This window comes from Lysobacter enzymogenes (assembly GCF_017168095.1).
Lineage (GTDB): Bacteria > Pseudomonadota > Gammaproteobacteria > Xanthomonadales > Xanthomonadaceae > Lysobacter > Lysobacter enzymogenes_D.
This window is the reverse complement of sequence record NZ_LXSD01000654.1, coordinates 33,731-55,168: the sequence shown is the minus strand read 5'-3', so window position 1 is coordinate 55,168 and position 21,438 is coordinate 33,731. Positions and strand designations below refer to the sequence as shown.

Annotated in this window: 24 protein-coding genes; 5 read left to right on the top strand and 19 right to left on the bottom strand. The window is 66.7% G+C overall.

Going from position 1 to position 21,438, the window contains the following annotated elements:
- Positions 1–1,571: DegV family protein (locus A7A76_RS25205; RefSeq protein WP_206413898.1), on the bottom strand; the 1,571-nt coding region annotated here is incomplete at its 3' end.
- Between the two features lie 168 nt (positions 1,572–1,739).
- Here A7A76_RS25205 and A7A76_RS25200 point away from each other — a divergent pair.
- Both A7A76_RS25200 and A7A76_RS25195 read left to right on the top strand, forming a co-directional pair.
- Positions 1,740–2,021, top strand: a complete 282-nt coding sequence (locus A7A76_RS25200) for a hypothetical protein (protein ID WP_206413897.1) — start codon at positions 1,740–1,742, stop codon at positions 2,019–2,021.
- Between the two features lie 36 nt (positions 2,022–2,057).
- On the top strand, positions 2,058–2,804 hold the full coding sequence (locus A7A76_RS25195; RefSeq protein WP_206413896.1) for a M90 family metallopeptidase: 747 nt from the start codon (positions 2,058–2,060) through the stop codon (positions 2,802–2,804).
- A gap of 185 nt (positions 2,805–2,989) precedes the next feature.
- Here the strand turns inward: A7A76_RS25195 and A7A76_RS25190 are convergent, their stop codons facing one another.
- From A7A76_RS25190 to dusA, 5 genes are all read right to left on the bottom strand, one after another.
- Entirely contained in the window at positions 2,990–4,396 is a 1,407-nt protein-coding gene (locus A7A76_RS25190) for an ATP-binding protein (protein ID WP_206413895.1), read from the bottom strand.
- 186 nt (positions 4,397–4,582) lie between these two features.
- Complete coding sequence (locus tag A7A76_RS25185) at positions 4,583–5,266, bottom strand: response regulator transcription factor (protein WP_031372686.1); 684 nt, start codon at positions 5,264–5,266, stop codon at positions 4,583–4,585.
- Between the two features lie 61 nt (positions 5,267–5,327).
- Positions 5,328–5,666 carry a hypothetical protein gene (locus tag A7A76_RS25180; RefSeq protein WP_074862173.1) on the bottom strand — a complete coding sequence of 113 codons (339 nt, stop codon included), beginning with the start codon at positions 5,664–5,666 and terminating at the stop codon, positions 5,328–5,330.
- Between the two features lie 168 nt (positions 5,667–5,834).
- Positions 5,835–6,761 carry an arginine deiminase-related protein gene (locus tag A7A76_RS25175; protein WP_206413894.1) on the bottom strand — a complete coding sequence of 309 codons (927 nt, stop codon included), beginning with the start codon at positions 6,759–6,761 and terminating at the stop codon, positions 5,835–5,837.
- 170 nt (positions 6,762–6,931) lie between these two features.
- Complete coding sequence (gene dusA / locus A7A76_RS25170; protein WP_206413893.1) at positions 6,932–7,975, bottom strand: tRNA dihydrouridine(20/20a) synthase DusA; 1,044 nt, start codon at positions 7,973–7,975, stop codon at positions 6,932–6,934.
- Positions 7,976–8,057: 82 nt separating this feature from the next.
- Between dusA and A7A76_RS25165 the strand changes: the two genes are divergently transcribed.
- Positions 8,058–9,179, top strand: a complete 1,122-nt coding sequence (locus A7A76_RS25165; RefSeq protein WP_206413892.1) for a site-specific integrase — start codon at positions 8,058–8,060, stop codon at positions 9,177–9,179.
- Positions 9,180–9,526: 347 nt separating this feature from the next.
- On the top strand, positions 9,527–9,757 hold the full coding sequence (locus A7A76_RS25160; protein WP_206413891.1) for a hypothetical protein: 231 nt from the start codon (positions 9,527–9,529) through the stop codon (positions 9,755–9,757).
- A gap of 70 nt (positions 9,758–9,827) precedes the next feature.
- On the opposite strand, the gene A7A76_RS25155 is transcribed toward A7A76_RS25160, so the two are convergent.
- The 3 genes from A7A76_RS25155 to A7A76_RS25145 all read right to left on the bottom strand — a co-directional run bounded on the left by A7A76_RS25155 (position 9,828) and on the right by A7A76_RS25145 (position 11,211).
- The gene (locus A7A76_RS25155; protein WP_206413890.1) at positions 9,828–10,007 is read right to left on the bottom strand and encodes a hypothetical protein; all 180 of its coding nucleotides are present in this window, start codon (positions 10,005–10,007) and stop codon (positions 9,828–9,830) included.
- A 186-nt stretch (positions 10,008–10,193) separates the two neighbouring features.
- The gene (locus tag A7A76_RS25150) at positions 10,194–10,526 is read right to left on the bottom strand and encodes a hypothetical protein (protein ID WP_206413889.1); all 333 of its coding nucleotides are present in this window, start codon (positions 10,524–10,526) and stop codon (positions 10,194–10,196) included.
- Between the two features lie 160 nt (positions 10,527–10,686).
- Positions 10,687–11,211 carry a Panacea domain-containing protein gene (locus A7A76_RS25145; RefSeq protein WP_206413888.1) on the bottom strand — a complete coding sequence of 175 codons (525 nt, stop codon included), beginning with the start codon at positions 11,209–11,211 and terminating at the stop codon, positions 10,687–10,689.
- Positions 11,212–11,531: 320 nt separating this feature from the next.
- Here A7A76_RS25145 and A7A76_RS25140 point away from each other — a divergent pair, with 320 nt between their 5' ends.
- Complete coding sequence (locus A7A76_RS25140; RefSeq protein WP_206413887.1) at positions 11,532–12,500, top strand: SOS response-associated peptidase family protein; 969 nt, start codon at positions 11,532–11,534, stop codon at positions 12,498–12,500.
- Here the strand turns inward: A7A76_RS25140 and A7A76_RS25135 are convergent.
- From A7A76_RS25135 to A7A76_RS25090, 10 genes are all read right to left on the bottom strand, one after another.
- On the bottom strand, positions 12,497–12,736 hold the full coding sequence (locus tag A7A76_RS25135; protein WP_206413886.1) for a hypothetical protein: 240 nt from the start codon (positions 12,734–12,736) through the stop codon (positions 12,497–12,499). The two genes, A7A76_RS25140 and A7A76_RS25135, sit on opposite strands and share 4 nt — an antisense overlap.
- Positions 12,733–13,191, bottom strand: coding sequence for a hypothetical protein (locus A7A76_RS25130; protein ID WP_206413885.1), 459 nt, complete (start codon positions 13,189–13,191; stop codon positions 12,733–12,735). The genes A7A76_RS25135 and A7A76_RS25130 overlap by 4 nt, the downstream gene beginning before the upstream one ends.
- Positions 13,192–13,206: 15 nt before the next feature.
- Complete coding sequence (locus A7A76_RS25125; protein WP_206413884.1) at positions 13,207–14,193, bottom strand: hypothetical protein; 987 nt, start codon at positions 14,191–14,193, stop codon at positions 13,207–13,209.
- Between the two features lie 130 nt (positions 14,194–14,323).
- Positions 14,324–14,980: a hypothetical protein gene (locus A7A76_RS25120; RefSeq protein ID WP_206413883.1), complete on the bottom strand. Its 657-nt coding sequence runs from the start codon at positions 14,978–14,980 to the stop codon at positions 14,324–14,326.
- A 38-nt stretch (positions 14,981–15,018) separates the two neighbouring features.
- The gene (locus tag A7A76_RS25115; protein WP_206413882.1) at positions 15,019–15,321 is read right to left on the bottom strand and encodes a hypothetical protein; all 303 of its coding nucleotides are present in this window, start codon (positions 15,319–15,321) and stop codon (positions 15,019–15,021) included.
- The gene (locus A7A76_RS25110; RefSeq protein WP_343225408.1) at positions 15,321–18,491 is read right to left on the bottom strand and encodes a host specificity protein J; all 3,171 of its coding nucleotides are present in this window, start codon (positions 18,489–18,491) and stop codon (positions 15,321–15,323) included. Before A7A76_RS25110 ends, A7A76_RS25115 begins: the two co-directional genes overlap by 1 nt.
- The gene (locus A7A76_RS25105) at positions 18,488–19,090 is read right to left on the bottom strand and encodes a tail assembly protein (protein ID WP_206413880.1); all 603 of its coding nucleotides are present in this window, start codon (positions 19,088–19,090) and stop codon (positions 18,488–18,490) included. The genes A7A76_RS25110 and A7A76_RS25105 overlap by 4 nt, the downstream gene beginning before the upstream one ends.
- Positions 19,083–19,835: a C40 family peptidase gene (locus A7A76_RS25100; protein ID WP_343225407.1), complete on the bottom strand. Its 753-nt coding sequence runs from the start codon at positions 19,833–19,835 to the stop codon at positions 19,083–19,085. Before A7A76_RS25100 ends, A7A76_RS25105 begins: the two co-directional genes overlap by 8 nt.
- Positions 19,832–20,530, bottom strand: coding sequence for a phage minor tail protein L (locus A7A76_RS25095; RefSeq protein ID WP_206413878.1), 699 nt, complete (start codon positions 20,528–20,530; stop codon positions 19,832–19,834). Before A7A76_RS25095 ends, A7A76_RS25100 begins: the two co-directional genes overlap by 4 nt.
- A complete protein-coding gene (locus tag A7A76_RS25090) occupies positions 20,527–21,429 on the bottom strand; it encodes a tail fiber domain-containing protein (RefSeq protein ID WP_206413877.1) in 903 nt (300 codons plus the stop codon). The genes A7A76_RS25095 and A7A76_RS25090 overlap by 4 nt, the downstream gene beginning before the upstream one ends.
- Between the last annotated feature and the right edge of the window lie 9 nt (positions 21,430–21,438).

Genomic DNA, 21,438 nt, shown 5'->3' with positions numbered 1-21,438 from the left:
CCCAGGCGCCCGTCGGCGCGCATCCGCGCGACCGGGGTCAGCCCGGTCCAGCGCGCCAGCCGCCCGGCCCACGGCGGGATCCGCCCGCCGCGCACCGCGTGCGAGATGTCGCGCGCCATCGCCCAGGTCGCGGTCAGCGGCTTGAGCCGCTCCAGCTCGGCCCACACCGCCTCCGCGGCGATGCCGTCGGCCGCCAGCTCGGCCGCGCGCCAGGCCAGCAGCGCCTGGCCGCCGGCGGCGTTGCCGGTGTCGAACACCCGCACCCGCCGCGCATCGCTGCGCGCGGCGGCCTGCTCGCCGGCCTGCAAGGTGCCGGAGACCGCGCGCGACAGGCCGACGTACAGCACCTGCTCGCGGTGGCCGAGCAGGAAATCGAAGATCCGGCGGAAATCGCCCGGCGGCGGCTGGCTGGTGCGCGGCAGCTCGCCGCCGGCGGCCATGCGCCGGTAGAACTCGGCCGTGCTCAGGCCGGCCTTGTCGAGATAGTCGCGGCCGTCCACCGATACCCGCACCGGCACGGTCTGGATGCGGTAGCGCTCGGCCAGCTCCTCGGGCAGATCGGCGGCGCTGTCGGTGACCACCGCCAGCGCCTGCGCGCGCTCGATGCTGCGCTGCTGGGCGAGCATGTCGTCGGCCTTCATGCCCTCGACCGAGCCAAAGCCGGCGCACACGTCGAACAAGGCCTGCGGCGCGCCGACATGGCCGTGCACGCGCAGGCGCGCGGCGCCGCCGGCCAGTACCAGCGAATCGGCGCCGATCGCCTCCAGCGCGTCGCGCAGCGCCTCGCGCGGCAGGTTCTCGCCGAGCAACAGGCATTCGCTGCACCAGCGCCGCTGCGGGTCGACCGCGTCGTGCGCGGCCGGCACCGCTTCGCCGTGGCCGTGGCCGCCGCAGGCATCGTTGGCCGCGCCGGCCTCGCCGCGCATGCGCAGCGCGCGCGGGCCGCCGTCGACGAATTCGGCGATGCCTTCGAGCAGATCGACGAAGCCCTGCGCGCCGGCATCGACCACCCCGGCGCGCTGCAGCACCGCCATCTGCAGCGGCGTACGCGCCAGCGCGGCGCGCGCGCGAGCCAGCGCCTGGGCGAAGCCCGGGCGCGGATCGCCATCAACACTGGCCCGCGCGGCCTCGTCCAACGCATCGGCGAAGGCGTTGATGACGCTGAGGATGGTGCCCTCGACCGGGTGCGCCAGCGCCGCGCGCGCGTTGCCGGCGCCGTGGCGCACCGCCGCGGCCAGGGTCGCCGCGTCCAGCTGCGGCTGGGCGCGGGCGTACTCGGCCACCCCGAACAGGAACTGGGCCAGGATCGCCCCGGAATTGCCACGGGCGCCGTCGATGGCGTCGTCGCCGACCCGCTTGAGCAGCTCGCCGATATGGCGGCTGCGCCGGCTCAGGGCCCCGTTCAGCAGGCTGCCCAAGGTGTAGGCCAGGTTGCTGCCGGTATCGCCGTCGGCGACCGGGAACACGTTGATCCGATTGAGCGCGTCGCGCCCGGCGATGACCCGGCGCGCGCCGGCGATCAGGGCCCGGCGCAGGGCCGGGGCGGTCAGCGGCGGGCGGGGCGTCGGCATGAACGCGAGTCTGGCGCAAATGCGTGCCACGGCTTGCTGCGGCGCACAATAGGTTGTGCCGCAAGCCGCCGGATTCGGTACGCTTTTCGCGTTATAGTCGGCAACTGCACCTGCGGTAACCGCACCGCTCCCCGTGAGGGGACCGCGCCGCTCCCCAAGGATTCCGCCATGTTACGGATCTGCCTGTGCCTGCTGTTCCTGTCTGCGAGCCTGGCCGTGGCGCAGGCGAGCGCGCGCGAGGTGAGCAAGCTGAGCCCGAACGACGCCTGCGCCAGCAGCAACGGCGGCGCGGCCAAGGACGTGCCGGCGCGGCCGCAGGCGCGCGGCGGCAACCCGCCGCAGACCGCGCGCGACACCAAGGCCAAGCCCACCGTGCACAGCGACTCCGACAGCGGCAACCGGCTGCAGTCGCCGCGCTGGCATAATTTCCTGCCGGGCATGTTCCGCTGACGCGCGACGCTTAGCCCGCCCTCCGCCGGGTCCGCCTTGTTCGAGTTTCTGCGCCGTTTGCGGCGCCCTGCCGCCATCGACGACGCCCTGTGGCGCGACACCGTCGCCGCGGTGCCGTGGGCGCAGGCGCTGGACGCGCCGCGCCGCGAACGCCTGCGCGAGCTGGCCGCGCGTTTCCTGCACGAAAAGACCATCAGCCCGATCGGCGAGCTCGAACTCGGCGATCTGCAGCGCGCGCAACTGGCCGCGCTGTGCTGCCTGCCGCTGCTGGAATTCGGCGCCGAAGGCCTGCGCGGCTGGTCGCAGCTGATCGTCTATCCCGACGCGTTCCGGGTCGGCCGCACCCACGTGGACGCCGCCGGCGTGCTGCACGAGTGGGAAGACGAGCTGATCGGCGAATCCTGGGACGCCGGGCCGCTGATCCTGTCCTGGGCCGACGTGGCCGCCGATTGCGAAGACCCGCGCGCGGGCTTTTGCGTGGCCGCGCACGAGATGGCGCACAAGCTCGACGCGCTCGACGGCGCGCTCGACGGCACCCCGCCGCTGCCGCGGCCGTGGCAGCGCGAATGGGCGCGCGATTTCCAAAGCGCCTACGACGCCTTCATCGAGCAGGTCGACAGCGGCCGCGAGGTGCCGATCGATCCTTATGCGGGCGAGGCGCCGGAGGAATTCTTCGCCGTCGCCACCGAGTACCACTTCAGCGATCCGCGCTCGTTGCGCGAGGCGATGCCGGAGGTGGCGGAGCATCTGCGGCGGTTGTATGGGGCGTCGCCGTTCGGTTGAAGGCGTCGCGTTCGGTGCTGGAAAGCGGCGTCGTTATCGATGTTTCGCGGTCGCGGCTCGCGCCGCTCCTACAGGTAGATCGCGATGCAGCCGAAGCTCCTGTAGGAGCGGCGCGAGCCGCGACCACGTCAATGCAACCACGCCGAAACCCGCCTCGCGCCCTGCCCCACCCTGCAACCGCCCGCTCACAACCCCGGCGGCAACTTCACCTCGAACCGCGTCCCGCCCAGCTCTTCCGACAGCGTCACATCGAGCGTGCCGCGATAGCCGCGCACCAGATCCTGCACGATCGCCAGGCCGATGCCGTGGCCCTGCACGCGCTCGTCGCCGCGCACGCCGCGCTGCAGGATCGTGGCGACCTTCTCGGCCGGAATGCCCGGGCCGTCGTCGTCCACCGCCAGCAGCAGGCCGGGACGGCGGTTGGACGCGGTCTCGCCGGGCTTGACCGTCAGCAGCACCCGCGAATTGGCCCACTTGAACGCGTTTTCCAGCAGGTTGCCGAGCAGTTCCTGCAAGTCGCCCGGCTCGCCGTGGAATTGCACGCCGTCGGCCAGATCGAACTCGCACAGGATGCCCTTGGACGCGTACACCTTCTCCAGCCCGCGCACGATCTCTTCGGCGTGCGGCTCGATCGCGATCGGCGCGGCGAACAGCGCATGGCCGCCGGACGCGGCGCGCGCGAGCTGATAGGACACCAGCTCGTTCATGCGCCGCAGCTGCAGGTCGAGGTCTTCGCGCAGCTCCGGCTCCATCTTCGCGCCGCTGTCGTCGTCCAGGCGCGCGCGCAGCACCGCCAGCGGCGTTTTCAGGCTGTGGGCGAGATCGGCCAGGGTGTTGCGCTGGCGGTCCAGGTTCTCGCGCTCGCTCTCGATGAAGGCGTTGATGCTCTCGGTCAGCGGCTCCAGCTCGCGCGGGTGGCGCTCGCTCATGCGCGAGGCGGCGCCGCGCTGCACGCGCTTGAGTTCCTCGATCACGCGATTGAGCGGGCGCAGGCTCCACTGCATGATCAGCGCCTGCAACAGCAGCAGGATCACGCCGGCGCCGCCGAGGTAGCGCCACAGCGCCTGGCGGAACACGCCGACCTGGTGGCGCAGCGCGCTGGTGTCTTCGAGGATGTAGATCGTGTACTGGAACTCGCTCTTGGGATCGCCGTCGGCGCTCCAGATCAGCCCGCGCCCGTAGCGATAGGCCTCGCCGGACTTGCCGTTGATCTCGGTCAGCGGCAGCGGGCCTTCGAACGATTCCTGCGCCGCCCTGAGCATGCCGCCGTCGGGCAGCACCGGCCCCTGCGCCGACATCGAATCCCAGTGCCCGTTGGGCAGGATCACCTCGGCGTACAGGCCGCTGCCCGGACGGTCGAAGCGCGGATCCGGCGGGTCGTAGGGCGGGATGATTTCGCCGCCGCGGCCGAAATCGGTGTCGGCGGCGTAGGCCAGCGCGTAGCTGGTCAGGCGCTGGCGCAGGTTGTTTTCGGCGGTTTCCAGGAACGCCCGGTCCAGCGCGACGCCGGCCAGGGCCAGGAACGCGAGCAGGCCGAGACTGGCCGCCAGCAGTTGGCGCGCGCGCAACGAACGCGGCTGGCCCCAGCTCATGCCGGCCGCCGCGCGGTCGTGGCCGCTGGGGCCGCAGCGGTGGAAAACGCGGGCCGCATGGGTCCGAACTGCTCCTGGGACCGAACTGGGGAAAGAAAACGCCGCCGCAAGTGCGGCGGCCTATTGGATCGCCGCCGCGCGGAGGCTGTCAACGCGCGGCGGCGGAGCGGGCGATGCGGGAAAGGATCAATCGCCGCTGCGGGGGATGGCGAAACGGTAGCCGCGGCCGCGCACGGTCTCGATCGGCTTGAGCGCGCCGTCCGGATCGAGCTTCTTGCGCAGGCGGCCGATGAAGACTTCCAGTACGTTGGAATCGCGGTCGAAATCCTGCTGGTAGATGTGCTCGGTCAGGTCGGCCTTGGAGACCAGTTCGCCGGCGTGCATCATCAGATACTCGAGCACCTTGTACTCGTAGCTGGTGAGATCGACGTTGCCGCCGTTGACGCTGACCGTCTGCGCGGCCAGGTCCAGCATCACCGGGCCGCATTCCAGGGTCGGCTTGCTCCAGCCGGCGGCGCGGCGGACCAGGGCGTTGAGGCGGGCCAGCAGCTCCTCGACGTGGAAGGGCTTGACCAGGTAGTCGTCGGCGCCCTGCTTGAGGCCCTCGACCTTGTCCTGCCAGCTCGAACGCGCGGTCAGGATCAGCACCGGGAATTTCTTGCCCTCGTCGCGCAGCGCCTTGATCAGCTCCATGCCCGACATCTTCGGCAGGCCCAGGTCGATGATGCCCAGGTCGAACGGCACCTCGCGGCCCATGTACAAGCCCTCCTCGCCGTCTTGCGCGGCATCGACCGCGAAGCCCTCGCGCTTGAGGCGCGCAGCCAGGGTCTCGCGCAGCGGCGCTTCGTCTTCGACCAGCAGAATTCGCATGGGCACTCCCTTGATAAATTGCGGCCCGACAGGATCGTTTTGCGGACCGTCGGAGCGAAGGTTAGTCGTTATTGTTGTCGTCGCGGCGTGTAGGGCGGTCGTCGTCGCGGCGCCCGCCCCGCTGCTGCGGGTCGTCCATGTATACCCGGACCCGCCCGCTGGAATCGACCACTTTCACCCGATTGACGTCGCGGCCGTCGAAGGGAACGCGCTCGGCGCTCAAGACCTGGCCGCCGCCGCTTTCGCGCTCGAACCGACGTACCGAGTCGGACAGCGAGCTGCGTTCCTCGCGGCGCTCGTGCCCGCGCCAGCGGCCGTCGTCGTGCTGCGCCCAGGCGTTGCCGGCCGCCAGCGAGGCGACGAGCAGCAGCGACGGGACGCGGGCAGAGCGGATGCGCATGGCGTTCGGACGAGCCCCCAGCGGAACGATGAAGTGGCGAATAAGCGACGTGCCGGCATTTTCGGAACGCAGCGGTGAATCCGATCTGAACTTTTCCGGCCCCCTCGGGACGGCATTCAGCCCGCCCGGAACCCGGTCACATCGTAGCCGCACGGGCGTGCGCGGGCTTCAGAACACCTCGCCGACGCAGCATCGCAGCGAGCCGCCGGCGGCCTCGATCGCGTCCAGTTCGACCGCGACCACGGCGAATCCGGCCGCCGCCAGGGCCTGCCGGGTGGCCGGACGGGCGGCGCGCGCGGCGCCGGCGCTCATCCAGACCGTATACGTCGACAGCGCGATCGCGTTGGCGACGAAGCCGGCCTGCTCGGCCGCGTCGAGCACGATCCCGCGCGGGCCGTAGAACCCCGCGATGGCCGCGGCCACGGCCGGGTCGGCGAAACCGGCGGGGCTCACCAGCGCGGCGCGGCCGGCCAGCACCGCCAGCACCACATTGGTGTGGTACTCGCCCGGGGCCAGGTCGAACAGCAGGGTCGCGCGCAGGCCGAAGGCTTCGTGCATCAGCGCCGCGCCGCGCTCGTCGCAGCGCTCCGACAGGCCGGCATAGCCCAGGCCGCGGGCGCGGTCGATCACCAGCGCGCCGGTCAGCTCGCACGGGTGGCTCTGCCGCGACAGGTCGCGTTCCTCGTAGCCCAGCACTTGTTCGAAGAAACCGCGGATGTCGGCGCGCTCGGCCTCGCGCTGGCGCACCGGGTGGCGCATGCGCCCGACCAGGTAGCGCGGCGCGGCCCCGGCCGCGCGCACGGTGGCGAAGACGTTGTTGGGGAACAGCGCGTCGGGGGTGTCGGCGTCGCCGGCGAAGCTGATCGTCGGCAGGGTCTGCGACAGCGCCAGGTGCAGGGCGCGGTGCTGGGCGCCAGCGCGCCCGGGGTCGAAGTCCGCGGCCGCGGCCATGTAGCGGTTGTCGCCGGCCGACTGCTCGGCGCGGGCGAACCCGTCCGGGGCGACCAGGAACGCCGCGCGCGCGATGGCCGCGCCGAAGTCGGGCGCGAGGGTGCGGGCGTGCTCGAAGAAGGCGGTCGGGTCGCGGGAGATCATCGGCGGGCGCTCAGGCGGAGGGTCGATACGCGCCGCGGCGTCGGCTGCGGGCGGTGGTGCGGTCGGGCAAGCGCGGCCCGCGGAACGGCCGGCCCGACAGCGGCTGTTCGCGGCGATGGATGGAAAGGGACTGAGCCGCGAACGGCGAGGTGGAAAACGCAGGCGCGCGCTCAGGCCGCATCGCGCGCGGCGAAGGATTCGGTGACCTCCAGCGCGCGCTCGATCAGCGCCCAATCCGCGCCGGGGCGGTGCGCGCCCTCGCTGAGGATCTGCCGGAACGCGCGGCCGCCGCGCTCGCCATGGAACAGGCCGAGCAGGTGGCGGGCGATGTGCTTGAGGAACACGCCGCGTTCGAGTTGGGCTTCCACGTACGGGCGCAGCGCGCGCAGCAGTTCGGCTCGGCTGCGCTCGATGCCGCCGAACCAGGCCACGTCCAGGCGATGCAGCAGATACGGGTCGTGGTACGCGGCGCGGCCGAGCATGGCGCCGTCGGCGTGCTCCAGGTGCGCGGTCGCTTCGGCCAGGTCGGCGATGCCGCCGTTGACCACCACCTGCAACTGCGGCCGCTCCTGCTTGAGCCGGTAGGCCCAGTCGTAGCGCAGCGGCGGCACTTCGCGGTTTTCCTTCGGCGACAGGCCCTTGAGCCAGGCGTTGCGGGCATGCACGACGAAGCTGCGGCAGCCGGCCGCGGCGACCCGGTCGATGAAGTCGAGGAACACCTCGAAGCGGTGCTCGTCGTCGACGCCGAGCCGGCACTTGACCGTGATCGGAACGTCGCAGGCGCCGATCATCGCCGCCACCGACTCGGCGACCAGGTCCGGCTCGCGCATCAGGCAGGCGCCGAAGCGGCCGGCCTGGACCCGGTCGGACGGGCAGCCGCAATTGAGGTTGATCTCGTCGAAGCCCCGGTCCGCGCCGATCCGCGCCGCCTGCGCCAGCAGCGCCGGCTCGCTGCCGCCGAGCTGCAGCGCCACCGGGTGCTCGACCGGATCCATCGCCAGCAGGCGCTCGCGGTCGCCGTGGATGACGGCATTCGCGTGCACCATCTCGGTGTAGAGGCGGGCGTGCGGGGCGAGGCTGCGGTGGAAGACCCGGCAGTGGGAGTCGGTCCAGTCCATCATGGGCGCCACCGACAGGCGGATATCGCCCGGAATGTAAGCCCCGCGCGGGTTTTGGCCTGAATTGATGGTGGCTGGCGCGCCGGGGATCGTCATGCGTTTTCCGGGGTTTTCTGACGTTTGCCGAGAGGCGGTGCTACGCTGAGTGCTACGAAACGGACCGCGTAGCACTGCCTCGATGGGAACCATCAGCACCCGCCGTCGGAGGGACGGCAGCCAAGGATACACCGCGCAGATCAGGCTCAAGCGCGACGGGAAGGTCGTCCACTCCGAGTCGGAGACCTTCGATACCCGCGCCCTGGCCAAGGCCTGGATGGCGCGCCGGGAGGCCGAGCTCCAGGCCCAGCGGTCGCGCGGGCAGCCTGCCGGCAAGCGGGTGACTCTGGGCGACCTGGTGGCCTGGTACGAGACGCGGGAGCGGCCCGAGGAACCCTGGGGCCGCAGCAAGAAGGCGGACTTGAAGCGGCTGAAGGCGGGAGCGCTCAAGGACCGGATGGTCGACACGATCACCCGGGGGGACTTCATCGCCTACATCGACGGCCGGCGGAACGCCGGCGCCGGACCGGCCACCGCCGGGAACGACCTGATCTGGCTCCGCGGGGTGTTGAAAGCCGCGGCGGCGGTCCTCGAGATCCCGGTGCCGCTGCAGGAACTAGACCTGGCGGCCGAATACCTGCGGCGCGAGCGCACGATCGCGAAGCCCAACAATCGCGAACGCCGCCTCAAGCCGGAAGAGGAAGCAATCCTGCTCCCCTACCTCGATGATCGGCGCGGCCCGACGCCTATGGGCGACATCTACCGGTTTGCCCTGCTATCGGCGCGGCGTGAGGGCGAGATCACTCGGCTCTTGTGGACGGACCTCGATCGAGCGCACGGCACCGCCCTGCTGCGCGACGTGAAGCACCCGCGCAAGAAAATCGGCAACCACAAGATCTTCCGACTACTGCAGGAGGCCTGGAACATCATCGATCGGCAGCCACGCAAGATCGTGTTAGGACCCAACGGCGAGAAATCACTGGACCCGCGGATCTTCCCTTTCAACGAGAAATCGGTGAGCGCGGCGTTTACGCGCGCCGTCGCCGTTCTCGGTATCGAAGATCTCGACTTCCACGACGCGCGACACGAAGCCACTTCACGCCTGTTCGAGCGCGGCTACTCGATTCAAGAGGTCGCGCAGTTCACCCTGCACGAATCGTGGGCAACGCTGAAACGCTACACGCATTTGCAGCCGAAGGACGTACCCGAGCGCGCGCGGCCGCCTTCGAAGCAAAATGCGACCGAGCCGCCAGCTACGGATTAGGTCGGCTGCGCCCAGGCCAGCCCGCCAATCCGCGGCCCGAGGACCAGCTTCCATCTTGAGCCCTGCACCCGGTGCTTTTCTGCCCAGGTGTCGCCCCCAGTCCCCTCGACGTACAGGAGCCGCCGGCGCACCAGCCGGCCCGGCTCGCCCCACTCGTCAGGCTCCCGCTCCTCCTCGATCACGGCCACTTTCTCCCCGTCCTCGAAGGATCCTGGGACAGTCGTCGACTCAAGGCGGCAGGGGTAGCGGGAGTGGCAGATCGGCATGGGCGGCATGGTACCGCCGGCTGTCTCACGGTTTGCGATTGGCGCCGGTAGGATTGCCCCGGGCCACAAGGAGGCACCCCGATGCCGCTATCGATCCGCCGCGCGAAAGCCCGAGCCGCGCAACTGCGCGAAGCCCTTGAAGTCGGCGAGACCTGGGATGCCTCAGACGCCGAGCGTGCATTCAACTTCAGGAAGCGCTGGGACGAGCTGATCGCCCAGGCGCCGCGCGGCAAGCGCGAGCACTACGAGATGCTCGGAGCGCTGATCGCCGAGGAATCGCCGACGTTCAAGCGGCTGGTGTGGTCAACGTGACGAAAACGCCCCGCTCAAGGCGGGGCGAAGTTATCCAGTCTCGGACTGGGTTACACGCTGGCGCGGGAAGTCAAGGGGTTCTGGGGGTGCGCCGCTGCTCGATGATGCCTGCATGGACTTCGGTCCACACTGTCGCCAAAGACTTGCCTATCTTCTTGGGGTCCGAATCCCCCAAGTAATTCAGTCCCTTTTCGGTCGACAAGAGTGCAACAACGATCTCTGTAGCCTGCTCTTCTGCTGTCTTACTCATCTCCTGCTCCTTGCGTTGATGGTACACAGATCCTACAACGCGTTTCGAAAACGCGCTCCCCTAATCGTCTAGGGCTGCACCCATCACGTCGTCCTACTCGCATTGCGCAATAGTCGAGAAAGAACAACCAGCCGCCCCACCTTCTCCGAGAGCCCAACAAAAAGCCCCGCATTACGGGGCCTTCTGTCACTTTTTGAAGGATTCGATGGCGCCTTTCATTAAATCTACAAAAAGTTTTCCTAGCTCAGTTGTTGGCGCTTTCAGGTCAGGAGCTTCGCTAGAAGGCTTGTCGCTGATCATCTTCACCAATGCCATCAGGAGGGTCATCGGAATCGCTGAAAACAATGCAAACAGGGCCCCCATAAGAACCAATCCGTGCCATCCCACGCTGCTGCCATTCGCTGCGCCGACAACTGCTGCAAGCGCGTTTCCCGACAGCGCCTTGACGAAAGCCACGAGCAGAAACACCAAGTAGATCAGGCTGACCACCCCGATAACGCCGAACGCGATCCAACGCATCGATCGGTTCGCTGCTTGGGTCTGCTGGATTTGAGAATTGAGGTCCTCCGTCCACGCAGTCTTAGGCGTTAGATCGACCCAAGACGGATCCTCTTGGCGCTGTCCCGCCAGCTTCTCTTCAACCTTGGCTGCAGTCGGAATTTCGCTATAGGGATTTGAATCAGTTGGCTGCTGCCTCGTTCGCGGCCTCTTCTGTTCGATCCCTGATCCTCGCGATCTTTCGTTCATAGAACGCCTTGATTACGTCGTCGTCAATGACTGCGAAGTACTGCGATCGGCCATCGTCGTCAACCCAAGCAGTCCACCATGGCGACCCTTGGCGATGCGTCATGTCCGATAGTTCGGTGCCGCTGTAATGGCCATAGCCCTTCCACACCATATCCAATAAAAGAGCGGTGTTCTGATCGACGTCGGTGTCCTTAGACCACGGAAATCGTCCAGTCGGGAGGAGCTCGCGCACCGCCCCACGACCGTAATGCTTAACTTGCTTGTACAACGAATGCACAACAGGTCCATAGCGCCATGCCTGGACCTCTTCATTCAAGAGGGGCCGCCCTTCATAGCCCAGATGCCAACCATGCGCGATGTACACAAGCTTCAGCAGTTGCATGGGCGTGAGCGCCCGATCCTCCGCCGAGGCTTTGTTCAAGAAGTAGTTTGCGATGACTGAGGGCGAGTAAGACATGGCAGCTCCTGAGACTGCTTGGGGGAGCGCGGCGGAAGTCCTTGTGGGACCGCGGGAATATAGCAGCACAACCTGTGGATAACCTGTGTGAAAGTCAAGGTGGTGCCAGTCCCAGGGCGTCCTAGGAAGGCTCCTGGAGGCCCATGTTCGCGAGCCCTGATCTCTCAAACGGCGACGGTGGCGAAGGCCAGACTTAACTGAACAGGTCACCCTGGTGCAACCTACGTATGGCTCGGTACGCGTTGCCCCATCGGGCGCCACCTGGTCTAAACCGCGGCAGGGACCGGCGCTAGGATGGAGCTTTCGAACGGGGCCGCACCATGTGCTACTCAGCCAAGGTCCGCGCGGAGTACCGCGCCTACGTCAAGGAGTTCGGGGCCCACCTGACCCTGGACGAGTACGTGAAGGAGTACTGGGAGCAGTTCGGCGACGAGTGGGTGCCGAAGCTGCCCCAGGCGATCCGCGCCTGGTTCGACGACCCTACCGTGCCCGGCCAGGCTGAGCTCCACGAGGTGGTCGCGGCCTGGAAGGCCCGCACGATCGCGAAGACCGAGACGGACCTGTTCGCGCAGGTGAAGCGCAAGGCCGATGCGGAGCGCGCGCTCCAGGCCAAGATCACGAAGAAGGCGCAGGAAGACCTGCGGATCTCGACCAACAAGATCGGGCATTTCAAGACGAAGCTCGACGACCTGAAGCGGTCGGAGCTGAAGCCGCGGGACTCGCGCATCTACCCGGGCACCCTGGTGCCGGTGATCGTCTGGGAGGATGGCCGGCGCGTGATCCGATTCATGCGCTACCAGTGCCGGCTTCCGGGCTGGAACGAGAAGACCGAGCGCCAGTACCCGGGCACCTACAACGCCCGGCGCGACAAGCTGGAATCGTCCTGGTCGCAACTCTTCGGCCGCCGGCACGGGATCATCCTGGCCGACGCCTTCTACGAGCACGTGCCGCGGCACAAGCTGGAGCAGCGAGAGCTGGGCGCCGGCGAGGCCGAAGAGGACGTGGTGCTGGAGTTCAAGCCGCGCGGCATCGGCACGATGGCCGTGGCGTGCCTATGGAACGCATCGCCGGTCGACGGCCGCCCTGACCTACTCTCGTTCGCCGCGATCACCGACGAGCCGCCGCCGGAGGTCGCCGAGGCTGGCCACGATCGCTGCATCATCCCGATCAAGCGAGAGAACATCGACGCCTGGCTGCAGCCGGACCCGAAGAACGTCGCCGCCAGCTACGCCATCCTCGACGACCGCGAGCGGCCGTACTACGAGCACGAGATCGCGGCGGCGGCCTAGGTCTGAATTTCGTCGCCGGCGATCAGGCCGGCTTCGGACAGTATCGCGTTCTGGAACAGGAACGCGGCGTCATAGGCGTCGTCAGAGATTCGCCCGGCATCCTCGAGGATGGGATCCACCACCGCGGCGTAGGCGTCCCAGAACGCCTCGCCAGGGTACTGTGTCGCGAGCATCGGTAAGTGCTGGCGCAGCTCGGTGAGGCGCAAGCTGATGGCTTCGTAGTCGGTGTCGGTCATCGGGTTGCCCTGTACGGATTGCTGGCTATGCGCTCACGCAGAATGGCGTCCACCTCTTCCCTGATCGCTGGACCGTACTTGCGCAGCCAGCCTGTGACGTAGTCAACGCCGCGGTCGAAAGTGCGCGTCCAGACGTGGTGCCGGCCCGACAGGGCCTCACGATGGTCGCCGATATGGGCCACCCAACCCTTGCCCGTTACAAGCGCGGAGACCAACGCGACGCGCTTTCCCTGGTACCAGACGCCCGCCAGATCTCCGGGGCGGTGATAGTCGTAGAACGAGCCGCCCCAGGCGAAACCGTCCGGCAGCGCCGGAAGGCCGTCGAGGTCGGCCGGAGACCAGCCGCGGTCGCCAAGGGGTGGAAGTTGCGTGACCATCGGCACATTCTGCGCGTGGTCGTCACACAGGATGCGACCAATGGTCGGGTGCAGCGAGAGCCTCAGCAAAGGACTCATCGGACACTGCCAACGTCACCGCTCCCGCTTCAGCACGCCCCCGAGATTTCGAAGAACCTCCGCATAGGTCGCCGCGCTGATTCGCTCTTTCTCAAGGCCGACCGTGGACTCCCCTTTCTCGAGAATAAAATTACGCTCTGTCTTCACCAAATTGTCGATAATGGAAAGGAGCACAGGCTCGCCTCCAGCTTGCTTGGCCATTGTCACAGCGGCCCATTTAAACTCAACATTGGTCAGTTCATTCTGATAGTACTTAATTTCTTCTATCGATTGCTTGTACAGTCGGAGGAAAAAATATGCGAACACCTCAATCATTATCATCAAGGATATCCGCGGCACCAAACGAATGACTTCACTCTCAATTGAGGCCGCCCCCCGGATTGCTACCACAGCTGCGGAGGGCGCCTCAAGCACACCAAGCATTACAGCAACACCAGCGAATGCAAGAAAAAAACCGATAATGAGATTAATGTTACCTCTTCGACCCTGACTACGAATCTCTTCAGACAGGCGAACACTTATTTTGTGATAGAAAGCCTGCAACTCGAAATACTGATTTTCCTTTGCTTCTCGCTCCGAATCACGCCTTAGCTCATCTCTAATTTCATCGAGCTCTCGATTGATTGCCTCTCTAACCAACCCCTCCTGAAGGCCCCGAACCTCAGCACTCGGGTCGAAGTCAGCTGAAAATCGTATATTCGCCTTTGCAATCTCTAGACCGACTATCTCCTCGACAAGCTTGCGGTCCAGCCTCTTTGAAAGGGCACGAAATTCTTCATCTGCCAGAAAGACATCTGTTGAACTAGAAGGCCTGAGATAGATCAACATCGCAGCAGCGATAATACTTGCAAATAAAGCCGTCAAAGCAGCCAATTTCTCAGACCCTTTGAAAGCCCCCTGGAGTAACTGAGGAAAAAGATAGGCCGCGGCACTCACCAACATTGCCCCGAGCGTAAAAAAAATGACTATCCTCAACTGGCGCCGCACCCGATCGTTGTCCATAACCGCCCTCGTATGTATTCCTACCCGTCGTTAGGAAAGCCGCCCAAACAATACTTTGAGCGTCTAGGTGCCACTCATCTCAAGCGACCTATCGCAGCGATTGTTCACGCCTGCCAGATGAATCATCAATCTAGAGCGCCCCAACATCTATCACCAAAAACGCATAGTAACGCTGGAAGTAAGATCCCAGGTCCACGCTGCCAATGGCGTAAGGTCCACCGGTTCCGAGCTGGGCGAACTCGCCATGGAAGGTGTCGCCCGACGCCCGCGCCAGCCCGCCCATGACGAACTGCTGGACGTTGGCGGCTGGCTGCCCTGGCGGTGGCGGCACCGGCGCGTAGAAAGTCTGATAGACGAAAGCGCACTGTAGGAACGCAACCTGCTTACCAGGGTAGGTCAACGTGCCGAAGTTATGGCCATTGATCACGTCGCCCTGCACTTGGCCAAGCACCCTCACCGGGCGGCGGCCGGCATCGAAGGCGATCGATCCATCTTCTCGAATCACCTGCAGGCCGAAGCTCGAACCACCGGGCGCCGGCCTGTCGAAATGGAAGAACTCGACATCCGTGGGGGTCTGCGCGAGCACGGTAACGGTGAAGGTGTAGCTGTTTCCGTTGATCGTCGGTGCGGTCAGCATCGCCAGGGCAGAACTGCGCAGCGCGATCATCGGCATCTCGCCCGTTACCGTGAACGTTCCCTGCCTCGTGATGGGGCTCCATGTGGTGTTGCATGTCACGATGCCCTTTTGCCGGAACTCCATGTTGTAGGTATCAGTGTCGATCTGCACCGTCTGCAGGTCGCTTACGATTTGGATTCCGACTGGCATCAGTACGTCCCGTAGATGATGCGCACGGCGCGCGGCGGCCGCTGCGATTGACTGTCGTAAGTCCAGCTCAACGTCGTACCCGAGATCGAAGGGATGGGCGGCTTCGACTTCGTGGTCGTCACCGCCTCGATTGCCTCGAAGTCGAGCAGCTGAAACCATCCCTTTCCGTAGGCCAGGCGAGGATCTGAAATCGAGCCGGCCGCGGGGCCAATGATCGCGGTTCCCAGGACCAGGCTAATCCGGTCCGTGGTGTCGATCAGTGCCGCGCCGTTCTCGTCGAAGACTTGAATACCGGCCGGCATTACCAGAACCCCATGCGCACGCACAGCGCGCCATTCGGGCGATAGACCTCAATCCGCGACTGGGTGATCAGGAGCCGGCCGCCGCCCGCGGCGCCGTTGATCTCGATGTTTCCGTTCTTGTCGATGCGCCAGCCCTGCTGCCCGGCCACGTAGTTGTTCGATTGGATCACGTCGCCAATCTTCGCGTTGGTGATCGTGCCGTTGGCGATGAACGCGCTGTTGATGAAGGTCTGTCCGTTCTCGATCACGAACGGCGTACTGAGTGCGTTGTTCGTGACGTTGATCAGGGCGAAGCGGTCTGCCTGGAACAGCACCTGCGTCTGATAGGTCCCGTCGGGTTGCTGCTCAACCCCCAGGCCCATGCCGGCGGCATAGAGCAGGCCGTTGGATGCGACCTGCGCGCGCAGCGTGTACGTCGCGCTGATCCTGCCATTGAGGTCGACCGTGGCCTGCGCAACCTGCTGCACCGTCGCGGACGTTGTATTCACTTGGGCCTGCACGGTGTCGACGCGCTTCGCGATCGCCATGTCGCCCTGCTGTTGCGCGTAGACCAGGGACCAGACGCCGGCATAGCGGACTGCGTCGCCGGCGAATATCGTCGCCTGGCCAGCCATGTCCGGGGTGATCGACTGGATCGGGCCGAGCAGATCCTGGGCCAGTTCCGTCTTCCCTATCTTGCCGGCCAGATAGGCCAGGATCGGCGCCGCGTCAGCGCTGCTCTGGCCTTGGATGCCAGCGTTGGCGGCCGCCGGGTACCAGGGGCCAATGTTGCCGGAGCGGTCGACGAGCCGCCCCCAGAAGTAGAAGGTGACGCCGGCGGCCAGGCCCATCATCGTGTGGCGTGCCTGCGGAAAGGCGAAATCGCCCAGCTTCACGGCGGCGCCGCGGTTGTTGGTCGCCGAGTAGTAGATCTCGGTCCGCTGGGTATCGTCGGAGTCTTGCGGGAAGCCCCATGCCAGGTTGATTGAGAAGATCCCACCTGCCGCCGTCAGCGACGTCAGCGCCGGCGGCGGCGTGATCTTGCCCGTAATTGCGGTCAGCACGCTGGTGCCCGCGATGGACAGCGTCCCCAAGGCGTTCAGCGCGCGCACGCGCGCCAAATACTGGCCGGCGTAGATGCCGCGGACCTCGATGCTTGTTGCGCCCGTGCGACCGGCCTTGACCCATTCGAGCGAGTCTCGTCGCCACTCGATCTCGTAGGCCACGGCCTTCTCTGCCGGCGCCCACTCGATGGTCAGCACGTGCGTGGCGATGCCCTGCTCGATCACGCTGCGGCTCGACAGCGCCACGCTCGCCGGCGGCGGTTGCACGCTGGGCGGCACCACCGAAATTGGCGGAAGTTCGAGCCGCGTGCCATCGTCGATAGCCGCATATTTCTGCGGTACGTGCTTCAGCGCCGTGATCTTGAACGAGATCTCGTCGGAGTCCGAGGGTTCGATTCCGATGATTCGGACCGTTTGCGGCGCCAAGTCGGAGTTGGCCACGATCCAGATGGCCTGCGGCGACGGGACGGTTGACCAGGGGGCGTTGACTGCCACCACGGCGCCGTCGACACCGGTCACGGTGCGGGCTTCGTTGCGCCCGTTCGGCAGCATGACGCGGATCGTGTCTCCCACCGCCAACGCCGGGGGCACAGCGTCCAAAGTGGCCGAGAGGGCCGTGGCCGCGCGCAGCCTCCCGCCATTGCGGCGGCCAGCTCGGTTGGGGTCGGCCACCTGCACCACGTCGAAGGGCTGCACGTCCGCCCCTTCCAGGCCTACCTCGAAATTGACCGTTTCGTCTTCGAGGTTTTCCGAGATGAGCACGTGGTTACCGACGCGCTGCGCCTGCGAGCGCCGGGTGCATCCGAAGGCCGACATCGAGGTGTCCTGGAGGCCGTGCCGACGCAAGCCCTCGCGGTGGACCACAGGCTCAGCCTTCGGCCGCCCGAAGTCGTCGGGATCGTTCCAGGACACCAGAGCGAAGTTGCGCCGTGCCTTGCGCGCGGTGCCGAGGTAGGTGAATTTGCCGTCTTTCACGTTGGCCGCGGTGTAGAGCTTCACCGGATCTACCGGCATGTCCGCCGCGGCGACGATCTGGCCCTGGCCGTAGTAGGAGACGCCTCGATAGCAGCTGGCGATGTCCTGCAGCAGCTGCAGCGCCGCCGCGCGCGTCTGGATCTGCTGATCGAGCAAGAAGCGCGGCTCGAGCCCTCCGTGGCCGTCGCTCACCATCTGATCGCAGTACTGGGCGATCTGGTACAGAGCGTACCGGCTGATCATCGCGGCGGTGACCTCGGCGCCCAGGCCATAGCGGTCGTTGGTCGCGATGTCGTAGAAGACCCACGCGGGGTTGTTGCTGCAGGCGCGCTTGAACGTCCCGTCCCAGATGCCGCTGTAGGTCCGGCTAACCGGGTCATAGTTCGAAGGCACCTGCACCAGGATCCCCTGCCAGCGCACGCCAATGGTCGGCAGCGACTGGAACTGGCTCGCCTCGAACTCCAGGTAGAGCAGCGCGCGGTTCGGATACCGGAACTTGCCGTCGATGATCGTGGTCAGGGACTGAACCGTCATCGTGTCGGCGATGGTGCTGCTGTTCTGGTTCGGCGTCAGCCGGCGAAATCGGATCTGCCACGACGACCCCGGCGGGAGTTCGACCCGGCGCGATCGCTCGTAGCCGTTCGTCGACTTGCCGTCGAAAGCGTCGCTCAGCACAGTCGTGAAGGCGCCGCCGTCGGTTGCGATATCCACGGCGTACTCGATCCGGTAGCCGGTGATGTCGCCGTTCTGGGTGTTTGCCTTCTGAAGTTGCGGAACGCCGATGCGGTAGCGGATCGCGGACAGGTCGGCGCCGGTGATCGTGCGCACGACCGGGCTTCCGCTGCGCAGCTCCACCCCCACCGCCTGTTCGCTCTCGACGGCGGGGAAGCCGGCGATGTGCTCCTGGTGCTGGGTGCCGGGCCTCCATTCCGCCCGCACGTTGTCGAAGTTCATCGTGCCGTCGGAGTTCTGGATCGGCGTGTCGTTGAGGTAGACCGACTTCAGCAGATTGCCGTTCGGCGGCCCCTGTACCTCGCCCTGGGAGACCAACAGCAGCACCTTGGCTATCGCGGTGCTGCGCAGGCTATCGGGGCTCTCCACCGGTTGGCGGCCGCCGCCGGCACCCTTCTTCGCGCCCTGGATCGACGTCACTGCTGATCCTCCGCGTAGATGCCTGCAGAGAGGATCGCGCCGCCGGCCCAAACACCCTTCCTGTCATGCCCCTCGCCGTATAGGAGCGGGACCGCGGCGCCCTGCGCCTGGGTGTTCACGATGCCACTGAACATGTAGCTCGGCTGGCTCTCGGGCCGCTCGCGCGCGTTGAGCCCCTTTGGTTGCGGAGACAGCAGTTGCACCGCGCCGCCGATGGCCATCGACCAGCCCATGCTCGTCAGCGCGCCGGCCACCGCGACATTCAAGCCAGGGATGAACGCGGCCGCGATCAGCGCGGCACCGAGGACGATCTGGAACAGGCCGCCGCGCTTTGCGCCCACGAGGATCGGCGCGATTCGAATCGGGTGATCGCCGGGCGGGTCGGTGAGCTGGGATTCCACCAGGTTACGGCGGCCCAGGAAGACCGCGAAGCCCAGACCCCGCGCCTTCGCTTCCTGCAGGTATGCGCGGAAGCCCGGCAACTGGATGCAGAGCGCCTGGATCGCCTCGGCCGGGCTGGACACGACCAGGCGGAACTCGCGGCCGAAGCGCGCGCCCAGCGTTCCGTACAGGCGGATCAAGCGGGCTTTCTCAGCCATGGTCGATCCTCGATTCGCGATGTCGCAGGTGCAGCCGCGTCGCGTTGCGCCAGTAACCGCCGTAGGGCACACGCTCGGACAGGCGGCCGTAGAGGTGGTGGATCATCATTCCGTCGCCGAGGTAAACGCCGGCGTGATTCGGCACCGGCGCGCGCACCTGCATGACGATCAGGTCGCCGCGGCGCGGTTCATCCGAAACTTGTTCGAAGCCTTCGGCGCGCAGGCGCTCGACGCTGTAGAGGTCGCCGCCCTGGTTCCACCAGTCGTCGGTGCGCTCATGGTCGGCCAGGGCGATGCGCAGTTCGCGCGCGTAGAAGTCGCGGACCAGCGTGTAGCAATCGAGCACGCCGTGGGCGAACTGGCGACCAACCAGCGGCGCGACGAACCCGCAGGGTTCGATGGTGATCACCTCGCCGCCGCACTCCGGCCGGCCGTCAACAGCGCCGACGCTGACGATCACCCATGGCAGTTCGGACGCCTCGCACTGGACGCGGTCCGCGTCCGACGGCGTGGCCGGCGCGTCGGGGTGGCTGTGCACGACGGCCAGCACCGGCCCGACGTCCTCGGCAGCGGCGAAGTCCTCGGCCGCGATGCGGAAGTGCTCTGAGGGCGTGGCCGCGCGATTGGTACAGGGCCAGTAGGCCTGGCCCGCCGGCGCGGCCACGACCAGGCCGCACGCCTCGTGCGGGTACTCGGCCTCCGCGTGCGCGCGAACCGCGGCGAACGTCTGCTCGGTCAGGTTCACGTGCGCAACCTCCCGGCGCCGGGGAAGCCACCGTATGGGAGAGGGTTGTTCTGGCCGAAACGCAACTTGCAGCCGCGCACCAGGCCGCTGCATGAGTCCAGCGCCGGATCCGAGGTGGGGTTGTCGTCGCCGTCTGCGACCGGCGGTCCGCTGTAGCCGCAGTAGGGCCCGCGGTACCCGCCGCGCTGGATCCAGTTGCACATGTCGGCCACGACCTGCTCGCTCGGCAACTGCGCGTCGCCGAAGTCCGCAGGCGACCGCAATTCAAAGACCACGGACTCGGCGTCCTCGCTGACCTTCCGCTCGATGTACCAGATCTCGTCCTGGAACTGCTCATCAGGGTCCGCGGCCGGGTTCCCGCCCGGGAAGTTCGCGGCGTCCAGGTACTCGGCCAAGGTCGAGCGCCGAGTCAGCTTGGCATCGAGCAGATCGCCGAACAGGATGCAGAGCGACGAGATCGTGCCATCGATGTTGCTGACCCGCAGCGTCGGCGTCGGCTGCTGCTGCGTCGTGCGCGCGAAGCCCTCGGCTACGATCGGCCAGGGCGAGTACTCCTGCCCCTGCCAGAAAATTGGCCCGGCTTGGGCGTGCCCGTGGAACAGCAAGAGATCGGCGCCGATCGCGCGCGCGTCGAGCTCGTAGAGCCGCACGCGCGCGCCGGGCTCCAGGCTCTGGATGCGGTCGGTGATGGTCATGCGCCGGCCTCAAGGTTCGCGAGCCGGCCTTCCACGTCCGCCAGCCTTGACGCCAGGCCACGGCACAGGAACATGCTGAACTCGTCGGGCCGCAGGCTGTAACGGTCACCAGCCTCGCGCGCCGGCTGGATCTCAAGCCCCTCGGCGTCGACCACCGCCGGCTCGTCGCCCCAACTGTCGTAGCAGACGAATCCGTATCGGAACGGATCGAGGCCATGCTGCTGCATCACCTGCATGATGCGCTGCACCGTCTGCCCGACGTGCACGCGCGCGTCGTAACCCTTCGCCTGCACGGCCTGCAGCCACTGGTACGTCCCGATCTCGCCGGCGAGCTGCTGGGCGGCCGCGCACTCGGCCGGCGTCAACGGGTGTACTGCGGTCTTCTCGCGCGCGTCGGACGTATTGATCGTGCCGGTGACCGCGCAGACCACTTCCCATCGACCACCGGCGGGCACGCCGCAATACCCGCTGTTGTCCACGACGGGGACGATGTGATACCCGAAGGTCACCACGCCATCTGCGCGAACTACCGCCTGTTTCGACGTGGAATCGGCCCCGTTTGGACGCAGCGCAATCGACGTCCCCGGCGCGCTCAGAACGCAAGGCATTCCTAGGGTGGTGCCGTTGAAATGATTTCCGGCGACCTTGGACCTGCCGCCAACCGTAGAATCGCCGGTGCTGCTGGTGGTGCCGGTGACGGAGAGGCCGTTCGACACGGTGGCGGCGCCAGTTACCGCCAGGCCGCTCTTGGCAGTGACCTTGCCACTCTCGTCGACGAGGTTACCCAGGGTCGCGTAGTTCTCGCTGAAGTTCTGATTGACCTTGTCGAAAGCGGCGCGAATGGTGTCGCCATCGGCGCCTCCCGGCGGCGTGCCGAGGACGATTAATTGCTTGGCCATGCTGTGTCC